The sequence below is a fragment of the Hylemonella gracilis genome, assembly GCF_004328645.1.
GTDB classification, from domain to species: domain Bacteria; phylum Pseudomonadota; class Gammaproteobacteria; order Burkholderiales; family Burkholderiaceae_C; genus Hylemonella; species Hylemonella gracilis_B.
In genome coordinates this window covers 3,052,927-3,067,427 of record NZ_CP031395.1, presented here as the reverse complement: position 1 = coordinate 3,067,427, position 14,501 = coordinate 3,052,927, and the positions used below count along the sequence as shown (strand labels likewise).

Annotated in this window: 13 protein-coding genes and 2 tRNA genes; 8 read left to right on the top strand and 7 right to left on the bottom strand. The window is 63.5% G+C overall.

Annotated elements, in window-relative coordinates; genetic code table 11:
• Positions 1–29: 29 nt before the first annotated feature.
• Positions 30–1,829 carry a methyl-accepting chemotaxis protein gene (locus DW355_RS14360; RefSeq protein ID WP_131281018.1) on the top strand — a complete coding sequence of 600 codons (1,800 nt, stop codon included), beginning with the start codon at positions 30–32 and terminating at the stop codon, positions 1,827–1,829.
• Positions 1,830–1,881: 52 nt separating this feature from the next.
• Here the strand turns inward: DW355_RS14360 and DW355_RS14355 are convergent, their stop codons facing one another.
• Positions 1,882–3,099, bottom strand: coding sequence for a PQQ-dependent sugar dehydrogenase (locus tag DW355_RS14355; RefSeq protein ID WP_131281016.1), 1,218 nt, complete (start codon positions 3,097–3,099; stop codon positions 1,882–1,884).
• A 103-nt stretch (positions 3,100–3,202) separates the two neighbouring features.
• Here DW355_RS14355 and clpB point away from each other — a divergent pair, with 103 nt between their 5' ends.
• On the top strand, positions 3,203–5,809 hold the full coding sequence (clpB, locus tag DW355_RS14350; protein WP_131281014.1) for an ATP-dependent chaperone ClpB: 2,607 nt from the start codon (positions 3,203–3,205) through the stop codon (positions 5,807–5,809).
• A 50-nt stretch (positions 5,810–5,859) separates the two neighbouring features.
• Here the strand turns inward: clpB and DW355_RS14345 are convergent, their stop codons facing one another.
• Entirely contained in the window at positions 5,860–6,090 is a 231-nt protein-coding gene (locus DW355_RS14345; protein WP_131281013.1) for a hypothetical protein, read from the bottom strand.
• 163 nt (positions 6,091–6,253) lie between these two features.
• Between DW355_RS14345 and DW355_RS14340 the strand changes: the two genes are divergently transcribed.
• Entirely contained in the window at positions 6,254–7,186 is a 933-nt protein-coding gene (locus tag DW355_RS14340; RefSeq protein WP_131281011.1) for a histone deacetylase family protein, read from the top strand.
• A gap of 100 nt (positions 7,187–7,286) precedes the next feature.
• On the opposite strand, the gene DW355_RS14335 is transcribed toward DW355_RS14340, so the two are convergent.
• A complete protein-coding gene (locus DW355_RS14335; protein ID WP_131282757.1) occupies positions 7,287–7,745 on the bottom strand; it encodes an SWIB/MDM2 domain-containing protein in 459 nt (152 codons plus the stop codon).
• Positions 7,746–8,472: 727 nt separating this feature from the next.
• Between DW355_RS14335 and DW355_RS14330 the strand changes: the two genes are divergently transcribed.
• The 4 genes from DW355_RS14330 (at position 8,473) to DW355_RS14315 (ending at position 10,960) form a co-directional block, all read left to right on the top strand.
• Positions 8,473–9,579, top strand: a complete 1,107-nt coding sequence (locus tag DW355_RS14330) for a ketopantoate reductase family protein (protein WP_131281010.1) — start codon at positions 8,473–8,475, stop codon at positions 9,577–9,579.
• Positions 9,580–9,665: 86 nt separating this feature from the next.
• Positions 9,666–9,742: transfer RNA gene (locus tag DW355_RS14325), tRNA-Pro, on the top strand.
• 210 nt (positions 9,743–9,952) lie between these two features.
• Entirely contained in the window at positions 9,953–10,810 is an 858-nt protein-coding gene (locus tag DW355_RS14320) for an HDOD domain-containing protein (protein WP_242671181.1), read from the top strand.
• A 73-nt stretch (positions 10,811–10,883) separates the two neighbouring features.
• Positions 10,884–10,960, top strand: a tRNA-Arg gene (locus DW355_RS14315).
• A gap of 8 nt (positions 10,961–10,968) precedes the next feature.
• On the opposite strand, the gene DW355_RS14310 is transcribed toward DW355_RS14315, so the two are convergent.
• Genes DW355_RS14310 through DW355_RS14300 form a run of 3 tightly spaced genes read right to left on the bottom strand, consistent with a single transcriptional unit; the run spans position 10,969 to position 13,496 of the window.
• Positions 10,969–11,286 carry a YkgJ family cysteine cluster protein gene (locus DW355_RS14310; RefSeq protein ID WP_131281008.1) on the bottom strand — a complete coding sequence of 106 codons (318 nt, stop codon included), beginning with the start codon at positions 11,284–11,286 and terminating at the stop codon, positions 10,969–10,971.
• A 30-nt stretch (positions 11,287–11,316) separates the two neighbouring features.
• Positions 11,317–12,285, bottom strand: coding sequence for an ornithine carbamoyltransferase (gene argF, locus DW355_RS14305; protein WP_131281006.1), 969 nt, complete (start codon positions 12,283–12,285; stop codon positions 11,317–11,319).
• On the bottom strand, positions 12,282–13,496 hold the full coding sequence (locus DW355_RS14300) for an aspartate aminotransferase family protein (RefSeq protein ID WP_131281005.1): 1,215 nt from the start codon (positions 13,494–13,496) through the stop codon (positions 12,282–12,284). Before DW355_RS14300 ends, argF begins: the two co-directional genes overlap by 4 nt.
• Before the next feature lie 151 nt (positions 13,497–13,647).
• Here DW355_RS14300 and DW355_RS14295 point away from each other — a divergent pair, with 151 nt between their 5' ends.
• Entirely contained in the window at positions 13,648–13,968 is a 321-nt protein-coding gene (locus DW355_RS14295) for a DUF3579 domain-containing protein (protein ID WP_131281003.1), read from the top strand.
• Positions 13,969–14,136: 168 nt separating this feature from the next.
• Here DW355_RS14295 and rpsT read toward each other — a convergent pair whose 3' ends face one another.
• Positions 14,137–14,436: a 30S ribosomal protein S20 gene (gene rpsT, locus DW355_RS14290; RefSeq protein ID WP_131281002.1), complete on the bottom strand. Its 300-nt coding sequence runs from the start codon at positions 14,434–14,436 to the stop codon at positions 14,137–14,139.
• Positions 14,437–14,501: the final 65 nt, after the last annotated feature.

The following is a 14,501-nucleotide window of genomic DNA, read 5'->3' as shown; positions in this document are numbered from 1 at the left end:
GACAGGTTTTCGACAAAGAGAAGATGGTTATGAATTTGAACAATATGCGCGTCTCGACCAAGCTGTGGCTGACCACCATGGGCTTGATGCTGCTGCTATTCGTCACGGTGGCTGTGACCTATGCCAACGTGCTGCACAGCATGACGAAGTCCATGGACAAGAGCCGACAAGCCAGCGAGCGCGTGGCGACCGCCGAGCGCTGGCGTGGCGTGGCCCAGGTGGCGTCGACAGTGGCGTCTACGGTGGCCACCGCCGAATCCGACGCGCAGGCTGCCAGCTACATGGTCCAACTCAAGGAGGCTCAGGGGCGCAGTTCTCAGGCACAGAAGCGCCTGGGCGACATCGCCACCAGCGCGGATGACCAAGCCGCATTTGCCGCCATTTCGGCGGAGCGCGAGAAGGTGCTCAAGATCTCGGCCCGCGTCAGCGAGCTTAAGAAGGCGGGTGACGCGGCGGGGGTCAAGACCCTGCGCGAAAACGAGCACTTGCCGGCCATCGCCCTGTACCTTGGCGCCATCGACAAGTTCGTGGAGCTGCAGCACCGGCAGCAGGATGAGGCGGATGCCGAGGCGATGAGCAAGCTCAAGACCCAGACCACGATGGGCATCGTCGTCGTGCTGGTGGTGCTGTTCTTGGGGGTCTTCATCGTCCGCCTGTTCACGCGCAGCATCACCCGGCCGCTGGCGCAAGCCGTGAGCGCGGCGGGCACGATCTCCAACGGCGACCTGACCAAGACCATCCAGGTCGATCGTTCCGACGAGTTCGGGACCTTGCTCAAGGCCTTGGCGGACATGAACGGCAAGTTGCGCAACGTGGTGGGCGAGGTGCGCTCGGGGGTGGAATCCGTCGCGTCGGCGGCCAATGAAATCGCCACGGGCAATGCCGACTTGTCGGCCCGCACTGAACAGACCGCGGCCAATCTTGAAGAAGCCGCCGCTTCCATGGAGCAGCTCACGAGCACCGTCACGCAGTCCGCCGACACGGCGCACCAGGCCAATCAGCTGGCGGCCAAGGCGGCCCAGGCCGCGCGCAACGGCGGCGGCGTGGTACAGCAAGTGGTGGGCAGCATGCAGCAGATCAGCGATTCGTCCAGAAAGATCAACGACATCATCGGTGTCATCGACGGCATTGCCTTCCAGACCAACATCCTGGCTTTGAACGCCGCCGTCGAAGCCGCGCGCGCGGGTGAACAAGGTCGGGGTTTTGCCGTGGTGGCGGGCGAGGTGCGCGCGCTGGCCGGGCGCAGCGCTGACGCGGCCAAGGAGATCAAGGCGCTCATCGCCGCCAGCGTGCAGAACGTCGACATGGGCACGGCGCAGGTGGCCCAGGCCGGCCAGAGCATGGAAGAAATTGTCAGCAGCGTGCAGCGCGTGAGCGATCTGATCGGTGAAATCGCCGCCGCAGCCTCCGAGCAGAAGGACGGCATTGGTCAGGTCAAGGCCGCCGTGGTGAACCTGGACCAGATGACGCAGCAAAATGCCGCCCTGGTGGAAGAGTCATCGGCCGCGGCATCTGGCATGCGTGACCAAGCCCATCGGCTGGCCAGCGTGGTCTCTGTCTTTCATGTGGGCGTGGACACGACCAACGCGTTCGGCATTACCACCCGACCCGCGGACGCCCACGGGGCTCGCTCGCCCGATCAGACGCAGGCGGGGCGCTCCCTGGCCGCGCGCAAGAGCCTGCAGCCCAGGGTATCCGCCGGCAAGTCGCTTGCGGCTTCGTCCGCCAGGCCACTTGCGGCCCCGGCGCAACCTCAGTCGCCAAGAAGCGCCGTCCCGTCCGGCGCCAAGGCAGCGAGTGACAGCGCCAAGGATTGGGAGATGTTCTGACGCCGTGGCGCGTGCGACCGGTTTGCCAGCGAGCCATCCTGGCTTGAGTGGGCTACGAGCCCGCCGGTACCAGCCGCAGCAATCGGCCTTGCGGATGGTCGGTCAGCACATAGATGAAACCGTCCGGTCCCTGCCGGACATCGCGCACGCGCTGGCCAATGGCCTTGGGTTCGACCATCCGGCTTTCGCGTACTACCCGGCCCTGGGCGCGCCCAGGCGAGGGCGGCTCCAGTTCCAGCCGAGCCACGTAGCCGAATTTGAGCGAGCCGACGAGCAGATTGCCCACCCAGTCTTGGCCGTAGCGCGCGCTGGTGACGAAGGCCATGCCCGAAGGTGCGATGGACGGCGTCCAGAAATGCAGCGGCTGCTCGGTCCCGGGGTGCTCCTGCCGGCCCGTGCCGACGGCGCTCAGGTCGTAGTTGCGCCCTTGGCTGACCAGGGGCCAGCCGTGATTGGAGCCTGGTCGGGGCAGGTTGATCTCATCACCTCCCATGGGACCGTGCTCCAGTTCCCACAGCGCGCCGTCCGGTGCCATCACCAGGCCCTGCGGATTGCGGTGGCCGTAGCTCCAGATCTCCGGCTTGGCCCCGGACCGGTTCAGGAAAGGATTGTCCGCAGGCACACTCCCATCCTTGCCGATGCGCAACACCTTGCCCAGGTGGTTGTCCAGGGTCTGCGCCAGATCGCGGTAGCTGAAACGTTCGCCCAGGGCCACGAAAAGGGTTCCGCCCGGTGAGACGCCACTGCGCCGACCTTCGGTGATCCTGCAACCATAGTGGTTGCCGCTGTTCACCTTGGGCGTCTGACGCAGCAACACGCGCAGCTCGGACAGGCGCGTGCCGTCGACGCTCAGGCGCGCGCTCGCCAGCGCCGTCCCGGACAGTGCCGAGTCTCGGCCATCCGGCTCGGCATAGCAGAAGTAAAGGGTGCGGTTGCGGACGAAGTCGCTGTCGAGCATCAGGTCCAGCAGACCGCCTTGTCCCACGGCCCGCACGGCGGGAAGCCCCTGGACCGGCTGGCGCACTTGCCCGCTGGCGTCGATGAGGCGCAGGCTGCCGCCACGCTCCGTGACGAGGTAACGGGCGCCGGACGTGTCGCCTTCCGGAAAAAAAGCCAGCGCCCAGGGATGGGCCAGACCGGCGGCGACTTCCTGGACCGCGATGGTCGTGGCGGAGGTCTGGGCCGTCGCGGGCGCGGACAGACAGAAACCCCAGGCGGTCAACAGGGAGGCCAGGTTGGGCCAAGGCAGGGCGCAGAAAAAGGCACTCATGCAGGCAAGTATGCGTCGCGCGAGGCTGGCGCAAGGAGATCACCCTTGAAAACGCCTGGGTTCACCCTCATGCTGTGAAGCAGACTTTCTTACTGTTCAAACCATGCAATTCACCACCAAATTCCAGGAAGCCCTGGGCGAGGCGCAAAGCCTCGCGTTGGGCAAGGACCATGCATACATTGAGCCAGTGCACGTGCTGGCGGCCATGTTGCGCCAGCAGGACGGGCCCAAGGCCCTGCTGCAGCGCGCCGGGGTCAACACCTCCGGCTTGCTGGCCGCGGCCGAGGCCGGCATCGACAAGCTGGCCGAGGTGCAAGGCCAGCAGCAGGTGCAGGTCGGGCGCGATCTGCACGGCCTGTTGCAAGCGGCCGAGAAAGAGGCCCTCAAGCGTGGCGACCAGTACCTGGCCAGCGAACTTTTCCTGCTGGCCGTGGCCGACGCGAAGCCCGGCGACAAGGGGGACGTGGGTGGCATGGCCAAGGCCAACGGCCTGACGCGCAAGGCCCTGGAAGCGGCGATCGAGGCCGTGCGGGGCGGCGAGAAGGTGGACAACCCCGACGCCGAAGGTCAGCGCGAGGCGCTCAAGAAATACACACTCGACCTGACGGCGCGTGCCCGTCAGGGCAAGCTGGATCCGGTGATCGGCCGTGACGACGAAATCCGCCGCGCCATCCAGGTACTGCAACGCCGCAGCAAGAACAACCCCGTGTTGATCGGGGAGCCCGGCGTGGGCAAGACGGCCATCGTCGAGGGGCTGGCCCAGCGCATCGTCAATGGCGAAGTGCCCGAGAGCCTGCGCGAAAAGCGCGTCCTGGTACTGGACATGGCTGGCCTGCTGGCTGGCGCGAAGTTCCGCGGCGAATTCGAAGAGCGACTCAAGGCCGTGCTCAAGGAGGTGGCGCAGGACGAAGGCCGCATCATCCTCTTCATCGACGAACTCCACACCATGGTTGGGGCGGGCAAGGCCGAGGGAGCCATCGATGCCGGCAACATGCTCAAGCCCGCACTGGCGCGTGGCGAGTTGCACTGCATCGGCGCCACCACGCTGGATGAATACCGCAAGTACATCGAGAAGGATGCCGCACTGGAGCGCCGTTTCCAGAAGGTGCTGGTGGGCGAACCCACGGTGGAGCAGACCATCGCCATCCTGCGTGGCCTGCAGGAAAAGTACGAAGTCCACCATGGCGTGGACATCACCGACCCCGCCATCGTCGCCGCAGCGGAGTTGAGCCACCGCTACATCACCGACCGCTTCCTGCCCGACAAGGCCATCGACCTGATCGACGAAGCGGCGGCCAAGATCAAGATCGAGATCGACTCCAAGCCGGAAGTCATGGACAAGCTGGATCGGCGCATGATTCAGCTCAAGATCGAGCGCGAGGCCATGAAGAAGGAGACCGACGAGGCCTCCCAGAAGCGCCTGGCCTTGATCGAGGACGAAATCGGGAAACTCCAGAAGGAAGCCGCCGACCTGGACGAGATCTGGAAGCTGGAAAAAGCCCAGGCCCAGGGTGGCCAGCACCTGCGCGAGGAAATCGAGAAGCTCAAGGGGCAGATCGAGGAGCTGACGCGCAAGGGCGATTTCAACAAGGTGGCCGAGTTGCAATACGGCAAGCTGCCTGAGTTAGAGAAGCGCCTTGCCGAAGTGCAGGCCAGCGAAGCCGCGAAGACGGGCGGCGATTCCAAGGCGCCGCGCCTCTTGCGCACCCTGGTCGGTGCGGAGGAGATCGCCGAGGTGGTCAGCCGTGCCACCGGCATCCCCGTGGCCAAGATGATGCAGGGCGAGAAGGACAAGCTGCTGCGCATGGAAGACAAGCTGCACGAGCGCGTGGTGGGTCAGGACGAGGCCATCGCGGCTGTCGCCAATGCGATCCGTCGTTCGCGCTCGGGCCTGTCCGACCCGAACCGTCCCACAGGTTCCTTCCTCTTCCTCGGGCCCACGGGCGTGGGCAAGACCGAACTCTGCAAGGCGTTGGCGGGATTCCTGTTCGACAGCGTGGACCACCTCGTGCGCATCGACATGAGCGAGTTCATGGAGAAGCATTCCGTGGCTCGCCTGATCGGCGCGCCGCCCGGCTACGTGGGCTATGAGGAGGGGGGGTATCTGACCGAAGCCGTGCGCCGCAAGCCCTACAGCGTGTTGCTGCTGGACGAGGTGGAGAAGGCACACCCCGATGTCTTCAACGTGCTGCTGCAGGTGCTGGACGACGGTCGCCTCACGGATGGCCAGGGGCGGACCGTGGACTTCAAGAACACGGTCATCGTGATGACCAGCAACATTGGTTCACAGCTCATCCAGAACATGGTGGGGCGGCCCTACGAGGACGTGAAGGACGCGGTCTGGGGTGAGTTGAAGAACCACTTCCGCCCGGAATTCCTGAACCGCGTGGACGAGACCGTGGTCTTTCATGGCCTGGATGCGGCCAATATCGCGAGCATCGCGAAGATCCAGCTGCAGGGTCTGCAGGACCGTCTGGTCAAGATGGAATTGTCACTGCAGGTCTCGGACAAGGCCCTGGCCGAGCTCGCGAAGGTTGGATTTGATCCGGTGTTTGGCGCGCGACCTTTGAAGCGGGCCATTCAGCAGCGCATTGAAAACCCCTTGTCCAGGTTGTTGCTGGAAGGCAAGTTCGGACCCAAGGACGCCATCAACGTGGACGTGGATCCGATCCAGGCGCCGGGCCAGTTTGTCTTTCAGAAGGCGGCGTAAGCAGGCGTATCGGTTCATGCGCGGGCTTTGCCGCTGGGGTGCGGCCAGTCTCAGGATTTGACTGTCTGTTCGACGGCCGCCTTGGCCTCGTTCAGGTTCGCGAAAAAGCGGACCGACTGCGGCGTGGCTTTGGGCAGATGGGCGGGCGCGGGCCAGACACGCCCGTCCAGCCAACTCGCGGACCAGCCCCCGATGTCCTTGCCTTTGAGGGTGCAGACGGGGGTATCGTTGACATGGGCGGTCCAGGTCAGGGGAGATTCTTTCCAGATGATTTCAGCCATGGCACCCTCGCAAGGTCAGCGTTGAAGGGGATGAGTGTAACTGTTGTGTAACAGAGGACGATTCTAGGAGCGGGTTTTGGAAGGCTCAAGGTCGGGCGAGGTGTTGAATCCGTGTAAAACAGCGGCTGAACGACCCGCCCCCAAAAATAAGGAGACCCCTGCCATGTCCACCCTGATCTACACCCATGCCGCCTGCCTGGAGCACCGGCCCGGGCCGCATCACCCGGAATCCCCCGAACGTCTGGAGGCCGTTTTGGCGGCCCTCAAGTCACCGGAGTTTTCCCATGCCGTCTGGCGCGATGCCCCGGTCGGTACCTACGATCAAGTCCTGCGCGTGCACACGCCCGAGTACGTGCAGGAAGTGCAAGACCTGTCGCCCGCGCAGGGCTACCAGATGTTGGACGGTGGTGACACCATCATGTCGCCGGGCACCCTGGAGGCCGTGATGCGCAGTGTTGGCGCGGCCTGCGCGGGTGTGGATGACGTGGTGAGCGGTGCGGTGCGCAACGTCTTTTGCGCCACGCGGCCCTGTGGCCACCACGCGGAGGCGGGCCACGCCATGGGCTTTTGCGTGTTCAATCAGGCAGCCATTGCTGCTCTGCATGCCAGGGCCGCGCACGGCATCCAGCGCGTGGCGGTGGTGGACTTCGACGTCCACCATGGCAACGGAACGCAGAACACTTTCTACGACGATCCCAATCTCTTCTACGGTTCCTGCCATCAATCGCAGTTCTACCCCGGTACCGGATTGCGTCAGGAAACAGGGGTCGCGGGGAACATCGTCAACGTGCCTTTTCCACGCGGTACCGGTTCCGCGTCCTTCCGCAAGGCCATGTCCGATCAACTGTTGCCAGCCCTGCGGGAGTTCGCCCCCGAGTTGCTCATCATTTCCGCCGGCTTTGACGCGCATGAACTGGATCCACTGGGTGGGCTGCAGTTCACGGATGAGGACTACCTCTGGATCACGCGCGAACTGATGTGCGTGGCGGACGAGACGGCGCGCGGGCGCGTGGTGTCTGTCCTGGAAGGCGGCTATAGCCTGGAAGGCCTGGCTAGCGGCACGGCGGCCCATGTCCGGGCCTTGATGGCGCATTGACACCCTGGAGATTGGTGCTGCAATGAAAAAGCCGCTGGGTCGCAGCGGCTTTTTCAGTTTCCGTCCCGATGACGGGAACGGATCCGGTGGCCCTGAAATCTCAGCTCAGGTGCTTGCCGATCAGCGAAGCCAGTTCGAACATCGTGATCTGGGCCTTGCCGAACACGGTCTTGAGCTTGTCGTCGGCGTTGATGTTGCGCTTGTTCACCTTGTCTTGCAGGCCGTTCTTCTTGATGTAGGCCCACAGCTTGCTGACGACTTCCGTGCGTGCCAGCGGCGTGCTGCCCACCACTGCGGCAAGCGCGGGGCTGGGGGTCAGCGCCTTCATGAAGGCCGCGTTCGGCGTGCGCTTCTTGGCGGGGGCCTTTTTCGCCGGAGCCTTCTTGGCAGGCGCCGCCTTCTTCGCGGGGGCCTTCTTCGCCGGTGCGGCCTTCTTCGCCGGCGCCGCTTTCTTGGCTGGCGCTTTCTTCGCGGGGGCCTTCTTGGCCGGTGCGGCCTTCTTCGCGGGAGCCTTTTTCGCAGCGGCTTTTTTTGCCGGCGCTTTCTTTGCAGTTGCCATGATTGAGATTCCTCTTCTATAAGTTGGGTGAGTGCCAGAGCTCAAAATTTGTCTTTGGCGTTGGCACTGTGGATGCTATCGGAGAAAAAACCTGTCTCCAAGCGAAAGCTGCGTTTTTTCCCTCGGGAATGTTGTTTTTCCATGGCTGCTTTCGCTCGGGAAAACGGGCGCGCGGAGTTGCCGATACGCCGGTCCTGCGTGATCAACAAAGCGTCGATCGCTCATCGCGCGTTGTCTTCGATGACGAGGCATGGACATGGCCTGTTGGCATATCCGACACCTGTCTCGCGGTCGCCAATCGTGTCGCGCGAATGCGGGCATGTGGCGTGTGCGCATCCGGTGCGCCCGCCGGGTATCGACGCATCCGTTCCGAAGGCTGGGGAATGTGGGAACGGAATGACCCGTCGAGCCGGCGTGTGGGTCGTGAACGTCCGGTAGATCGGCATTTCACGCATGCCGATTTGTTTTCTCAATGCGAAACCCCCTCGTGGCTTGAGCCAGGATCCCATTTGAATATGAGATATTCCTTTTCACATTAAGGAATAATTTAATTAACTCATTGATATAAAAGAGAAATTTACTTTTCTACTGCTGTCGTGGTGGCTATCGATTTTCAGAGCTTCGTTTTACGATGGGGCCAATGCCTACGCTGCAGTGCACAAAAAACGAGAAAAGTGCTGTCAGCTTCGCGACCGGTTTTCAAGTAAACAGAAAGGTAGTGTTCGGTATGAAAAAGCAATTCAAGGTGCTGATACTGGGAGCCTCATATGGCTCCTTGCTCGGCAGCAAGCTGCTGATGGCGGGGCACAGCGTCACGCTGGTTTGCCGCCAGGAGACGGCGGACCTGATCAACCGGGAGGGCACCCGCGTGCGCATGCCAGTCAAGGGGCGCGATGGCTTGGTGGAGATCGACTCTCGCCAATTGCCCGCCACCGCGGGCCGGTTGGACGCCATGCCGCCTCAGGCCGTGCCGGTGGCGAACTACGACCTTGTTTGCCTGGCCATGCAGGAGCCCCAATACAGCGCGTCCGGTGTACGCGAACTGATGCAGGCGGTTGCCCGGGCCAAGCTGCCTTGCCTGTCGATCATGAACATGCCGCCGCTGCCCTTCCTGGCGCGCATCCCCGGCCTGGACGCCAAGGCCCTGCGCGCCTGCTACCACGACCCGGCGGTGTGGGAACAGTTCGAACCCGGGCTCATGACCTTGTGCAGCCCTGACCCGCAAGCCTTCCGTCCGCCGGAAGAACAGCCCAATGTGCTTCAGGTTGGCCTGCCCACCAACTTCAAGGTGGCGCGCTTCGAAGACCCCGCCCACACGGCGATGCTGATGCAGATGGCGCAGGACATCGCGGAGGCTCGGCTCACTGTCGATGGCGAGACCCTGGATCTGCCGGTCAAGCTCAAGGTGCATGAATCCATCTTCGTCCCGTTGGCGAAATGGGCCATGCTGCTCACCGGCAACTACCGCTGCATCGGCGCGCAAGGCATGCGGTCCATCAAGGAGGCCGTGCACGGTGACATCGCGCAGTCGCGCGCGGTTTACGAATGGGTCTGCCAGCTCTGCTGCCAATTGGGTGCGCAACCCGATGACCTGGTGCCCTTCGAGAAGTACGCCGCCGCAGGTACCGGCTTGCTCAAGCCATCTTCGGCCGCGCGTGCCTTGGCGGCAGGCGCGACTGACATCGAGCGCATCGACTTGCTCGTCAAGCTGGTGGCGGAACAGCAGAGCCTGCAATCCGAGTCCGTGTGTGAGACGGTCCGACTGGTCAACGGTTGGCTGGAACGCAACCGCAAGGCGCGCGCCGCGCGGGCCACGGAGCCCGCAGCCGCATAAGAAAGGCGTGACGCCCATCAACGGGTGCGCGGATTGCCGCTACGGGCCCGGAAGAGCCCAGATCTCAGGCTATAATGCGGCCTCTTCGGTGTGTGGCGCAGCCTGGTAGCGCACTTGCATGGGGTGCAAGGGGTCGAAGGTTCGAATCCTTTCACACCGACCAGAGTTCATCCTGAACGCCACTGATGCCCAGGCATCAGTGGCGTTTTCTTTGGTCTTTTTGCAGGCTTACTCCGCATTTCGACCTCAGCACCATCTCTGCCGCACCCTGTTCCGGGGTGTTTCAGCGTGTAATGCCGTCGCTGTGCGACAGGCTTGGCGCTACCATGGCGAGTTCGCCATCGTCATCGAGAATTCCCAATCCAATTCGTTCATGGATCTGAATCAACTTGTTCATGACCCCGGGGCGTTTCCGAGCATCCCGCGCGTGATCGCGCTGGTGATGAATGAGTTGGGGCGTCCGGACCCCGACCTTCGCAGGATCAGCGCGCATCTGAAGGAAGACCCTGTGATGACGGCGCGCTTGCTGGCCATTGCCAATTCCTCTCGCTTCAACCTCAGCCGCGGTGTGAGCAGTGTTGGCGAAGCCTTGCCTTTGCTGGGTCTGGGGGAACTGCGCGAGATGGTGCACGCGGCCGCGATGGCCAGCGCCCTTCGTCAGATTGGTGGCGTGAACATGACCCAGTTCTGGCGTTACAGCCTCAACACGGCCAAGCTCGCGCGCAAGTTGGCGATGGTCAGCCCCTATGCGTCCACGGCGTTCACGGCGGGGTTGGTGCACGCGGCGGGCGAATTGATCATGCATCGCGCCTTGCCGCGTCAGATGGCCGAGCTGGACGCCGTGGTGCCTGTGTTCGATCTGCGCCGCGCTGCCGAGGAGAAGAAGCTGCTCGGGTATTCCTACGCGGAAGTTGGCGGTGCCTTCGCGCGTTCCTGGAAACTGCCCGGCCTGCTTGTCGATGTGCTGGAGCACCATGTCGAGCCTTCGATTGGATCGGGTGCTACAGGGCGCAAGGGGGAGCCTTCCACATCGCAATCCACCGCCGTGACGGCCATGGTGCATTTGGCTGCGTGGCGTGCTCGTGCGCAAGAGGCCAACCTGAATTTCAGCGAATTGCTTTCCAGTTTTCCGCAAGGAGTGGCCTCGGCCTTGCACCTCGACAGCCAGCAGGTTCTGGATGCCAAGGCCATCGACTGGACATCGCAGCAAGAAGTCCTGAACTATCTGTGAGTCATGGGTCGCACGCCTGCGGCGCGGCAGTCGCAGCTGTGCCGCATCGCCCGGTATGATCGCGCCTTCTTCACTGCCCGTAGCTCAGTTGGATAGAGCAACAGCCTTCTAAGCTGTGGGTCGGGGGTTCGATTCCCTCCGGGCAGGCCAACCGTTTCTTAGCCCAAGTCCGTCGCCAAGGGCGACAGTCCGCTGCGCGCCCGTGCGCGATGGCAGGCTTCGCTGCCCTCCTCGAACTCACGGCAAGGCGAGGGGCGCCATTCATAGATGCCGCAGGCGACCTGAATCCCGACCTTGCCGGTCAGCGCCGCGCAACGGATCGGGACATGATCGGTGCCGCGCATGCGGGCTGTGTTGCCGTTGACTTCGACGGTCAGTCCGTCAGGCACCGAGCCACCGATGCTTTCCAGTTCATAGACCGCGAAATCGACGCGGAAACAGGCGCAGCACGCGCCGCAGCTGGTGCAGGCAGTCATGGTGGCGTGGGCGTGTCGGCGGTCGTTCTGTTATGCGAGGCGACCGAGCAGGAGGTACTCCATGAGGGCCTTCTGCACATGCATACGGTTCTCGGCCTCGTCCCAGACCACGGATTGCGGCCCATCAATGACCTCGGCGGAGACTTCCTCGCCGCGGTGGGCGGGCAGGCAATGCATGAACAGGGCGTCGGGCTTGGCGGCCTGCATCATCCGGCTGTCCACGCACCAGTCGGCGAAGGCTTTGCGGCGCGCTTCGTTTTCAGCTTCGTAGCCCATGCTGGTCCAGACATCGGTGGTGACCAGATCGGCACCCACACAGGCCTGCAGCGGGTCCTTGAAGACCTTGTAGCAATCACTGCGCACATGCGCGATGGTTGGGTCGATTTCGTAGCCGCTGGGCGTGCTGACGTGCACGGTGAAGCCCAGCAATTCCGCGGCCTGCAGCCAGGTGTTGGCCATGTTGTTGCCGTCGCCGACCCAGGCCACGATCTTGCCTTTCAGGCAATCCGGGTCCAACTGCCCCTGGGCGTTCACGCCGCGGTATTCAAGGTAGGTGAAGAGGTCCGCGAGGATCTGGCAGGGGTGGTACTCGTTGGTGAGACCGTTGATCACGGGCACGCGCGAATGCGCGGCGAAACGCTCGATCTTGTCCTGGCCGAAGGTGCGGATCATCACGATGTCGACCATGCGACTGATGACGCGCGCGCTGTCCTCGATGGGTTCGGCGCGGCCCAGCTGGCTGTCGCCGGTGGTCAGGTGGACCACGCTGCCGCCGAGCTGGTACATGCCGGCTTCGAAGCTCACGCGCGTGCGCGTGGACGCCTTCTCGAAGATCATCGCCAGCGTGCGGTCGGGGTCGGCGAAGGGGTGGTATTTCTCGAAGGCCTTGAACTTGGCCTTGATGAAGCGCGAGCGCTCGAAGAGATAGGCGTATTCCTGCGCCGTGAAGTCGCTGAACTGCAGGTAATGCTTGAGGGTTTGGGACATGGCGGGTTTCATGCTTGTTCCGCGAGGAAGACGCGCACCAGGGGCAGCAGGCGTGCCAGCAGTTCGTCGATCTCGGCCTGGGTGATGATGAGCGGCGGCAGCAGGCGGATCACGCTGTCGGCCGTCACGCTGATCAGCAGGCCTGCCTCGGCGGCGCGGGCAATCAGGACGCCGCAGGGTTTGTTGAGCTCCATCCCGATCATCAGGCCTTGACCGCGCACTTCCTTCACGCCCGGGTGCGTGCCCAACTCGGCGCGCAGGCGGCCCATAAGGTAGTCCCCCATCTTGGTGGCGTTCTCCATCAGGCCATCTTCCTCCATGATGCGCAGGGTCTCGATGCCCGCGCGCATGGCCAGCGGATTGCCGCCGAAAGTGCTGCCGTGGTTGCCGGGTTGCAGCACCTCCGAGGCTTTCGGGCCGGTGACGATGGCGCCGATGGGTATGCCCGAGGCCAGACCCTTGGCCAGCGCCATCACGTCCGGCACGATGCCGGCCCACTGGTGGGCGAACCACTTGCCGGTGCGACCCATACCGCTTTGCACTTCGTCGATGCAGAGCAGCCAGTCCCGCTCCGTGCAGAGCGCGCGCACGGCGCGCAGGTACTCGTTGCGCATGGCGTTGATGCCGCCTTCACCCTGGATGGTCTCGAAGAACACGGCCACCACGTCCGGATTGCCTTCGGTGGCGCGTTTCAGGGCTTCGATGTCATTGAGCGGCACGCGGATGAAACCCGGCACCATGGGTTCGAAGCCCTTTTGCAGCTTGGTGTTGCCGGTGGCGCTGAGCGTGGCGATGGAGCGGCCGTGGAAAGCGCGTTCGTAGACGACGATCTGCGGGTTGCTGATGCCCTTGTCGTGGCCGTACTTGCGCGCCAGCTTGAGCACGGCCTCATTCGCTTCCAGGCCGCTGTTGCAGAAAAAGGCCTTGTTCATGCTGGAGAGCTCGGCCAGCCGCGCGGCGAGTAGTTCCTGCCCCGGCACGTGGTAGTAGTTCGAGGTGTGGATCAGCTTGGCGATCTGTTCCTGTAGGGCGGGCACGAAGCGCGGGTGATTGTGGCCCAGGGTGTTGACGGCGATGCCCGCCAGCGCGTCCAAGTACTCCTTGCCGTTGACGTCCCACACGCGGCAGCCCTGGCCGTGCGACAGCGCGATCGGCACTCGGCCGTAGGTGTTGATCACGTGGGGCGAGGTGGGCGCGACGGGTAGGGCGGCGAGAGTGTTCATGGGGCGCGATGCAGAGGGAAAACAAAACGGCCCAAGCGCTTGCGGCGGCTTGGGCCGACTGGAAAACCGTGCGCGCATTTTAGGCCCTGGGTGGTGTCATGATGGGGCGTCGCATGGTCTCAAGTCTTATATAAGATAGAATAGTTGCGTCATGGTTTCTACCACCGTCAAAGAAGTCCACATCCTCGGGCTGACCCGCTCAGGCAAGACTTTCCGTCCCAGCGACTGGGCCGAGCGCCTGGCGGGGGTGATGAGCCAGTTCTGCCCTGGTGTCGCGACGCGCGGCGGTCATTGGGCCTACTCCCCTTGGTGCGTGCCCAGCACGACGGCTGAGGGGGTGAAATGCGTGATCGTCAACCGCGAACTGCGCGACGTCGAGCCCAAGGCCTGGGACTTCTGCGTCAATTTCGCGAAGGACAACGATCTGCAGATGATCGAGCTGGATGCCCAGGGCCGCCCCGTCGAGGGCTGACCAGGGCTGACGGCCGCTTGTCCCGCCATCCTCCGTCGCCGCTCGTTTCCGAGCCCCACAAACAAAAACGCCGCTGGTTCCCCAGCGGCGTTTTGCTCTGTTGACAGCGCACCCGTTTCAAACGGCGGAGCGGTGTTCACCACTCCGGGCTTGCCTGATGACGATGGATCAGGCGGCGGCGCCGAGCGCCTTGACCTTGGCGGACAGGCGGCTCTTGTCGCGAGCGGCCTTGTTCTTGTGGAAGATCTGCTTGTCGGCCACGGAGTCCACCACGGCTTGCATCTTGGCAAACAGTTCAGTGGCCTTGGCCTTGTCACCGGTCAGAACGGCCTTTTCGACGTTCTTCACGGCGGTGCGGTATTTGGAGCGCAGGGACGTGTTGGCGGCATTGAGCTTGACGTCCTGACGTGCGCGTTTGCGGCCCGACGCGAGGCGCGGGTTCTTTTTCTTCGGCTTTCCAGAGGCCATGAGAAGTTTCCTTTGTGTCTGTGGATGATGTCAGCAGAGCCCGCGATTATAGCGTGGCATGGCCC